Source organism: Micromonospora sp. CPCC 205546 (assembly GCF_036902715.1).
Lineage (GTDB): Bacteria > Actinomycetota > Actinomycetes > Mycobacteriales > Micromonosporaceae > Micromonospora.
On record NZ_JBAKHL010000083.1, the window covers coordinates 19,556 to 27,272 of the forward strand.

The 7,717-nt window shown below is 76.1% G+C and carries 8 protein-coding genes and 1 pseudogene; 3 read left to right on the plus strand and 6 right to left on the minus strand.

The window, feature by feature from the left end:
• Nucleotides 1–28: 28 nt before the first annotated feature.
• Complete coding sequence (locus tag V6U77_RS26450) at nucleotides 29–1,018, minus strand: glycosyltransferase family 9 protein (protein WP_334609437.1); 990 nt, start codon at nucleotides 1,016–1,018, stop codon at nucleotides 29–31.
• A complete protein-coding gene (locus V6U77_RS26455; RefSeq protein ID WP_334609438.1) occupies nucleotides 1,011–2,189 on the minus strand; it encodes a glycosyltransferase in 1,179 nt (392 codons plus the stop codon). Before V6U77_RS26455 ends, V6U77_RS26450 begins: the two co-directional genes overlap by 8 nt.
• Nucleotides 2,190–2,262: 73 nt before the next feature.
• Between V6U77_RS26455 and V6U77_RS26460 the strand changes: the two genes are divergently transcribed.
• A complete protein-coding gene (locus V6U77_RS26460; RefSeq protein WP_334609439.1) occupies nucleotides 2,263–3,429 on the plus strand; it encodes a CaiB/BaiF CoA transferase family protein in 1,167 nt (388 codons plus the stop codon).
• Nucleotides 3,430–3,603: 174 nt separating this feature from the next.
• Here V6U77_RS26460 and V6U77_RS26465 read toward each other — a convergent pair whose 3' ends face one another.
• Nucleotides 3,604–4,014: a DUF2267 domain-containing protein gene (locus V6U77_RS26465; protein ID WP_334609440.1), complete on the minus strand. Its 411-nt coding sequence runs from the start codon at nucleotides 4,012–4,014 to the stop codon at nucleotides 3,604–3,606.
• Nucleotides 4,015–4,172: 158 nt separating this feature from the next.
• On the opposite strand from V6U77_RS26465, the gene V6U77_RS26470 reads away from it, so the two are divergent.
• Together V6U77_RS26470 and V6U77_RS26475 are read left to right on the plus strand one after the other, a co-directional pair.
• The gene (locus tag V6U77_RS26470) at nucleotides 4,173–4,445 is read left to right on the plus strand and encodes a DUF2795 domain-containing protein (protein ID WP_334609441.1); all 273 of its coding nucleotides are present in this window, start codon (nucleotides 4,173–4,175) and stop codon (nucleotides 4,443–4,445) included.
• A gap of 137 nt (nucleotides 4,446–4,582) precedes the next feature.
• Nucleotides 4,583–5,236, plus strand: a complete 654-nt coding sequence (locus tag V6U77_RS26475) for a DUF1345 domain-containing protein (protein WP_334609442.1) — start codon at nucleotides 4,583–4,585, stop codon at nucleotides 5,234–5,236.
• Between the two features lie 255 nt (nucleotides 5,237–5,491).
• On the opposite strand, the gene V6U77_RS26480 is transcribed toward V6U77_RS26475, so the two are convergent.
• From V6U77_RS26480 to V6U77_RS26490, 3 genes and pseudogenes are all read right to left on the minus strand, one after another.
• Nucleotides 5,492–6,157 carry a hypothetical protein gene (locus V6U77_RS26480; protein WP_334609443.1) on the minus strand — a complete coding sequence of 222 codons (666 nt, stop codon included), beginning with the start codon at nucleotides 6,155–6,157 and terminating at the stop codon, nucleotides 5,492–5,494.
• 41 nt (nucleotides 6,158–6,198) lie between these two features.
• The gene (locus V6U77_RS26485; protein WP_334609444.1) at nucleotides 6,199–7,170 is read right to left on the minus strand and encodes a pirin family protein; all 972 of its coding nucleotides are present in this window, start codon (nucleotides 7,168–7,170) and stop codon (nucleotides 6,199–6,201) included.
• A gap of 194 nt (nucleotides 7,171–7,364) precedes the next feature.
• Nucleotides 7,365–7,717: pseudogene (locus tag V6U77_RS26490) on the minus strand (hypothetical protein); the annotation flags it as partial.

Below are 7,717 nucleotides of genomic sequence, written 5' to 3' on the forward strand. Positions count from 1 at the left end.
GCGGCGGGCGGGCGTGGCGCACGGTCGGTCAGCGGGCGGTGACGGCGGCGAGCACGGCGTCCACGTCGAGGTCGTCCATGCATGCCGGCTCGGCCGGGTCGAGCGGGCAGCGCGCCTCCCACCAGCAGGGCTGCTCGGTGATGGCGGTAGGACGCCGGAGCGCGCACCCGGGCAGGCCCTGCAGGTCGGTTCCGCCCATCCCGTACCGCCGGGCGTCGGTGGGACCGAACAGCGCCACCGTCCTGGCGCCGGCCGCGGCGGCGAGGCGCACGGGCCCGGTGTCCGGCCCGACCACCACCCCGCCGCACCGGCCCACCGCCGCGAACTGCCCGGCGAGGGTGGGCAGGTCGGCTCGGGGCAGCGGCACCCCGACCGGTGCGACGGGGTCGACCGGGCCGACGGTGAGCACCGGGTGTCCGCGCCGCGTCAGCGCGTGCGCCAGCCCCCGCCAGTGCCGCCGCGGCCAGCGCTTGACCGCCATGCCGGCGTCGGTGACGAGCACCACCGGCGGCGCCAGGGGCTCCCCCACCAGCCGGGCGACCGCCCGCTCCCCCGCCCGCCGGGCCTCGCCGCCCAGATGCACCCGGGGCCGGGCGGCCCGGTCCGCCGGGCCGAGCAGCCCCTCGGCGCAGAGGATCTCCAGGTAGCGGTCGCCCACCGGCTGCTGCGGCGGTGGATCACGCCACAGGTTCGTCACGGCCCGCCCGGCGCCCGCCTCGAGCAGCTCGGGGATGCCGTCGTAGCGGGTGGTGGCGACCGCCAGGTCCGGGCGGGTGGCCGCGAGCGCCTCGAGGACCGCCTCCCGCTCGGCGCCCGGCCGGCCGTGCCGGGGCGTGCGCACCTCGGCGACCGCCGGATCGTCGCGCAGCAGGTCCGCCCCGGGAGCGTGGGTGAGCACCCGCAGCCGCGCGCCGGGGTTGCGGCGGGCCAGGCCGTGCACCGCCGGCAGCAGCATGATCAGGTCTCCGATCCCGCCGAGCAGGTCGACCACCAGGATGTCCGCGTACCGCTCAGGCATCCGCGCGCCCCAGGGTCCGGGCGTAGAGGTCGCGGTGCGCGGCGGCCACCCTCGGCCAGGAGTACGCGGCGGCGAAGGCCCGCCCGCGTTCGGCCAGCCGGCGGCGCAGCACCGGATCGGCGAGCAGCCGACCGACGGTACGCACGATCGCGGCGCTGTCGCGGCGGGCACCGATGACCGCCACGGCACCGCTGCGGTGCGGCCCGTCGTCGCCGTCGTCGCACCGCGTCACCGCGGTCGGCACGCCGTGCGCGAGCGCGGCGAGCAGGGCGCCGCTCTTGGTGCTGACCCCGCCGGTGAACGGCAGCACCGCCACGTCGGCGGCGCGCAGCACGGCGGAGACCCGGTCGGCGGGCAGGTGCCCGGTGAACGTCAGCGCGTCGGCCACTCCACACCGCTGCGCCAGCCCGGTCAGCTCGGCGCGGAACGCCTGCGCCTCCCGCTCGGGCAGCGCCTGCGAGGTGAACCCGCCGACCACCAGCAGCCGCAGGTCCGGGTGGTCGCGCCGCAGCTCGGGCAGCGCCTCGATCAGGTAGCGCAGTCCCTTCACCGGGTGCACGAAGCCGAAGAAGGCCAGCAGCGGCGCGCCCTCGGGCAGGCCCAGCTCCGCCCGCAGGCGTACACCCGCCGTGGACGCGCCGGCGGGCTCGACGACGTTCGGGGCGATCGGGATGTGCGTCGTCGTCCGGCCGCTGCGCGCGTGGACCACCTCGCCGTGGCCGGGGTTCGTGACGATGACGGCCGCGCTGGCCGGCACCAGTCGGCCGGATTCCCGGTCCCAGCAGCGGAGCCGCTCCACGGCGGACCAGAACCGGCCCGGCAGCCAGCCCGGGCAGGCCCACCAGCCGTACTCGTGCAGGGTGGTGACCAGCGGCAACCGCCGGGGCAGCCGCCACGGCAGCAGCCCGGCCTGCCCCGAGAACCGGTACGCCGACGGGGCGAACTGCACGTGCACCAGGTCGGGGGCCAACTGGCGGACCCGGCGGGCGGCCCGTACGGTCGCGGCCCGCCAGCCCTCGCGGCCCTCGTCGGGGCGCACCGGCACCGGGGTCACCTCGACGCCGACGCCGTCGAGCGCCTCGACCAGGTGCGTCACGTAGTCGCTGACGCCGTCGGCGTCGGGCCGACCGGGACCGTGCAGCATGGCCACCCTGATCCGGTCGTCGAACACGCCGCCTCCCCGCGTCTCGGCGGCGGGTTCCCGACCCCTCGCCACGCAAACGCGCCTCGCCTATGGTGTGCCGATGACCGAGGACCTTCCGGCCGGCCCGCTGGCCGGCGTACGGGTGATCGAGCTGGCCGGGATCGGGCCCGGCCCGTTCGCGGCGATGATGCTGGCCGACCTGGGAGCGGACGTGGTCCGGGTGGACCGGGTGACGGACGTGGACCCGGGCGCGTTCGGCACCCCGCACCCGGACCTGCTCAACCGGGGACGCCGCTCGATCGGGGTGGACCTGAAGTCCCCCGGCGGCCGCGAGGTGGTGCTGGCCCTGGCCGCCGGCGCCGACGCACTGATCGAGGGGTTCCGTCCGGGGGTCACCGAGCGGCTCGGGGTCGGCCCGGCGGACTGCCTGGCGGTGAACCCCCGACTCGTCTACGGGCGGATGACCGGCTGGGGCCAGGACGGCCCGGTGGCCCCGTACGCGGGACACGACATCGGCTACGTGGCGCTGACCGGCGCGCTGCACGGCATCGGCCGGGCCGGTGAGCGCCCGGTGCCGCCGATCAACCTGCTCGGCGACTTCGGCGGCGGCGCGATGATGCTCGCCCTCGGCCTGGTCTCCGCCCTGTACGCGGTGCGTGGCGGCGCGCGGGGCCAGGTAGTCGACGCGGCCATCGTCGACGGCGTGGCGGTGCTCAGCACCCAGATCCACGCGCTGCGCCGAATCGGCCAGTGGCAGGACGCGCGCGGGGTGAACCTGCTCGACGGCGGCGCCCCGTTCTACGACACCTACGAGTGTGCCGACGGCCGGTACGTGGCCGTCGGCGCCCTGGAGGCACGGTTCTACGACGAACTCGTGCGGCGTACCGGCTTCCCGTTGCCCCCGGACGAGGCGCTGGACCGCACCGACCCGGCGAACTGGCCGGCGCTGCGCCAGTCGTGGGCGCGGCTGTTCCGCACCCGTACCCGCGACGAGTGGACGGCGCTGCTGGGCTCCTCGGACGCCTGCGTGGCACCGGTGCTGGACTGGCGGGAGGCGCCGGAGCACCCGCAGCTGGCCGCGCGGGGCACCTTCGTCGAGCGGGACGGGGTCACCCAGCCGGCCCCGGCGCCCCGCTTCTCGGGCACCCCGACCGCGCTGCGCCGCCCGCCACCGCAGCCGGGCGAGCATACCGACGAACTGCTGGCCGAGGCGGGCTTCGATCCGGAGCGCACCGCCGCCCTGCGCGCCGCCGGCGCCGTCGCCTGATCGCACGGCGCCGCAGGTCGAGGACCCTCGCGACGGTCTCGGGCGCTCCCGCGTGCCGGCCGGACGGCACCCCTCGCCGGCACGCTCTCGGCCGGATCAGCCGAGGGCGGCCGGATCCGCCGCGGTTGGCTCCGTTGCGGCCGGCCGGATCCGCCGCGGGACGGCGGTGGCCGGTCAGGAGCGGCGCAGGGTGGCACCCGGCGCCATGGCGGGCTCGACCATGTCCCGGTAGTCGCGCGGGAGCTGGACCACCACGTCGTCGAACTCGCCGCCGCTGATCGCCTCGCGCAGGGTGACGAAGACCGCCCGGGCGGCGTCGCGGGCGGCGGGCTCGGTCACGCCGGCCCGCACGGCGACGCGGGCGACGAACTCGGCCGCGCCGAACCGCTCCGCCGACTCGGTGCGCGGGCTCGGCTTCAACACCAGCTGCAACGGCCTGGGCAGCTGGGCGGCCAGGTCCAGCACCTCCCCGCCGGTCAGCCGCTCGGCGAGGGTCTCCAGGGTCGCCCGGGTCAGCGCGACCGCCTCGTCGGAGGAGGTACGGGTGCGCTGGGCGACCTGGTCGACGAAGGTGTCGTAGTTCATCCGGGCTCCTTCGGGCTGCGGCGTCGGGCCCTGCGCGTACCCGTCGGCGGGGCCGGGAAACGACGGCGGATTCGCTCCCCGGACCGCGCGTGACGTCCCGCCGGACGGGTAACCGCCGCCGGTCGTGACCGGATCGAAGCCCCGGAGGAGCCGACACCATGGCGAGTTACGCCGACGTGCTGCAGTACCTGTCGAGCCTGGACTACCCGGCCGAGAAGGACGACGTGGTACGCGAGGCCGAACGGGAGGGCGCCCCGCCGGACGTGCTGCGCGCGTTGCGGGCCCTGCCGCCGGTCGACTACGCCAACGGCAACGAGGTGGCCCGCTCGGCGGGCATCGAGGCGGCCCCGGAGGTCGGCCCCGCCCAACGGGCGGCACAGGCCCGGGACAAGCGGCACCAGCGGGTGTCGCAGCACCTGCGCGGCATCTGAGCCGTGCCGGCTGGGGCCAGCGGCATGCCCGGCCCGGACTCGCCGAAGCCGGGCGCGCGCAGGCCGGGCACGCCCGGGCCGGGCACGCCCGGGCCGACGCGTGGCGCCCGCGCGGGGCGGGACCGCGTCGGTGCCGGATGACGGCGCGTCGACCGGTCGGGCACACCCCGGCCGCGGCCCAGCTCACCGTGATGGGCGTGGTCGGCGTGGTGGTCGGCGGGCTCACCGCGCTGGCCGCCACGCCGGCGTTGGCGCCGCTGGCCGGCTGGGACGCCGCCGCACTGAGCTGGCTGCTGCTGGTCTGGCACAAGCTGTGGCCGATGGACGCGCGCCGGACCGCCCGGTTGGCCGTGTACGAGGACCCGAACCGGGCGGCGCGTGACGCGCTGCTGCTCGCCGCCTGCGTGGCCAGCCTGCTGGCCGTCGGCATCGTGGTGACCCGCGCGCACGGGGCGACCGCCACGCCCGCCCGGAACGTCTACGGCGGGCTGGCCGTGCTGAGCGTGCTGTTGTCCTGGCTGGTGGTGCACACCGTGTTCGCCGCCCGGTACGCGCGGATCTACTACACGGGGCCGGACGGTGGGATCGACTTCAACCAGTCGGAGCCGCCCCGCTACTCGGACTTCGCCTACCTGGCGTTCACCGTCGGGGCGACCTTCCAGGTCTCCGACACGTCACTGACCAGCAACGAGATGCGTCGCACGGCGTTGCGACACTCGATGGTGTCGTACCTGTTCGGGGCGTTCATCATCGCGGTCACGGTGAACCTGCTGGCCGGTCTGGCGAGGTGAACCGGTGGGCCTGCCCCGCGGTCGGCGCCGGGCGGGAGGCGGAGGTGCCGGACAGGCGGGCGCCCCCGTCGCGAACCGCGACCGGGGCGCCACACAGAACCTGTCCGGTGGCCGGTCGGGCCCGAACCGGGCCGCGACCACCAGGCGGTCGATGTACGCCCGAACCGGGCGCGCATCAGTGCCGAGACCATCATACGATGAAACATCATCCGTTCGGCTGATTACGAAGCAAGTGTGGGCCAGCCCACCCGCGCGTCAGGCGGCCAGCTCCGCGTACCGCTTCTCCAGGTCGACCCGGGCCAACGCCCCCACCAGCCAGGCCAGGCGCTCGGACTCGCCGCTGCCGGCGAGGCACGCCAGGTCGTCGGCGGAGCGGCCCAGTCCCAGCCGGCGGGCCGCGACCAGCGCCCTACGGTCCGCCACCGGCGCCACCTCCCGCCACAGCGCCTGGGCCTCGCGCAGGAACAGGTCGGCCACCGCGGCGTCGACCCCGGGCAGCGCGGTCAGCAGCTCCCGTTCCCTGGCCGGGTCGTGATGGGCCACCGCACGTAGCCGGCGCAGGTCGCCCCGGTAGCGCTCCACCACGGCGCGGGCCAGGTCGCCGAGCGTGTCGGCGAGCGCGTCGACGTCGCCGCGCTGGCCGCTGTCGCGCAGCACGCGTACCCGGTCGGAGTGCAGGGAACGGGCCAGCCGTGCGGCGCTGTCCCAGCCCGCGGCGGGCAGGGCGTGCGCGCTGTCCACGGCGCGCCGGAAGTCGCCCCTACGGGCCAGCAGCACGGCCAGGCAGAGCACCTGGAACAGGCTCGACGGATTGTTGATCACGCGGAAGCCGTACTGCTCGGCGAAGCCGCGACCGCTGCCGGCGAGTCGGCGTGCCAGGCGTTTCCTGTCCTCGACGCGGGAGGTGGCTGTGGTCGGCATGCCGGCGACTACCCGCGCCGCGCCCGGCCACGCCTCCCGCCTCAGCGGTGCGACCCGCCGCTGCGGTCGCGCGCCTTGAGGCGGGTGGTCGGCAACGCCGGGGCGGGCAACGGCGGGGCGGGATCGTCGGCGACGATGCCGAAGCGGCGCCCGGCCATCCAGTCCTCCCGGGCGGCGAGCACCTCCTCGTGCGAGCGGCCGACGAAGTTCCACCACATCACCAGCGGCTCCTCGAACGGCGCGCCGCCGAGCAGCAGCAGCCGGCTCCCCGGCTCGCCCGCCACGGTGAGCCGCTGCCGGCCTGCCCCGAGGTAGAGCAGCGCTCCCGGGGCGAAGGGCACCCCGTCGACCTCGGCGGCGCCGGACATGGCCAGCAGCCCGTACTCGAAGTCGGTGCGCAGCTCCAGCGTGGCCGGTGCGGGCCCCCGCAGCTCCAGCTGCGCGCCGAGCAGCGGGGTGTACGTCAGGGCCGGGGACCGCTCGCCCGCCAGCTCGCCGACCAGCAGGGTGACGTCCAGCTCGCCGTCGCGCCAGCGCGGCAGCTCGGCGTGGTGGGCGAAGTCGGCGGCGCCGGCGCGGGCGGGGTCAGGCAGCGCGACCCACAGCTGCACGCCGTGCATCAGCGGCGGGTGCGGCTCGGGCGACCGCTCCGAGTGGGCGATGCCGTGTCCCGAGGTCATCACATTGAGCTGGCCGGGACGGATCGGCTGGACGTTCCCCAGGCTGTCGCGGTGCAGGATCTCCCCGTCGAGCAGCCAGGTCACGGTCTGCAGGCCGGTGTGCGGGTGTGGCGGCACCTCCATGCCAGGCCGCTCGGCCACGTCGTCCGGGCCGAAGTGGTCCACGAAGCACCAGGCCCCGACCATCCGCCGCTGGCGCTGCGGGAGCAGCCGGCGGACGGTCGTGTAGCGGCCCAGCGGCACGTCGTGGCCCGGCAGCAGGACGCTGCCGGGATCGGCCGTGGCCACGCCGGGTGGTCGGGTCTCCGCGGGCATCTTCTCGGTGCGCTCCACCGCCCGACTGTACGCCCGGACACGGCACGAAGCCGTCGGTCGCCCACCGCCCGACCGGCTCCGGCTCGCCACCGGCGACGCCACCCGCCGGCGTACGCCTCCCCGGCTCCGGACACGCCGCTGGCCGGCACCGTGTCAACGGTGCCGGCCGGCGGTCCCCCTTGTGGTGGAAGGTCTGTGTCAGTTGTTGTCGGTCAGCTGTTCCAGTGCTCGGCGACGAGGTCGGCGGCCATCTGCTCCCACTGGGCGTAGTGGTCCGGGTACGCCGACACCTGCACGGTCTGCGCGGCCTTGGTCAGGGGCATGTCCTGCCACCCGTCGACCTGCTTGAGGCCCTTCAGGAACGCCGTCGTCGAGTACTCCGGGTCGGTGATCTGCTCCACCGTGCCCCAACCCGAGGACGGACGCTGCTGGAACAGGCCCTGCGAGTCGTGGTCGTTGCGGTCACCCAGATGGCCCAGGTTCTCCAGCTTCGACTCCTGCAACGCCGTCGCGATCGACACCACCGCGGCCCGCTCGTCCATGCCGGCCTTCTTCGTCGCCGCGA

What these genes read in the sequence shown, in the direction of transcription:
- V6U77_RS26460 (WP_334609439.1), top strand. Translation starts at nt 2,263, where the DNA reads ATGACCGAGGACCTTCCGGCCGGCCCGCTGGCCGGCGTACGGGTGATC.
- V6U77_RS26480 (WP_334609443.1), bottom strand. Translation starts at nt 6,157, where the DNA reads ATGCCGACCACAGCCACCTCCCGCGTCGAGGACAGGAAACGCCTGGCA.
- V6U77_RS26450 (WP_334609437.1), bottom strand. Translation starts at nt 1,018, where the DNA reads ATGCCTGAGCGGTACGCGGACATCCTGGTGGTCGACCTGCTCGGCGGG.
- V6U77_RS26470 (WP_334609441.1), top strand. Translation starts at nt 4,173, where the DNA reads ATGGCGAGTTACGCCGACGTGCTGCAGTACCTGTCGAGCCTGGACTAC.
- V6U77_RS26475 (WP_334609442.1), top strand. Translation starts at nt 4,583, where the DNA reads ATGACGGCGCGTCGACCGGTCGGGCACACCCCGGCCGCGGCCCAGCTC.
- V6U77_RS26465 (WP_334609440.1), bottom strand. Translation starts at nt 4,014, where the DNA reads ATGAACTACGACACCTTCGTCGACCAGGTCGCCCAGCGCACCCGTACC.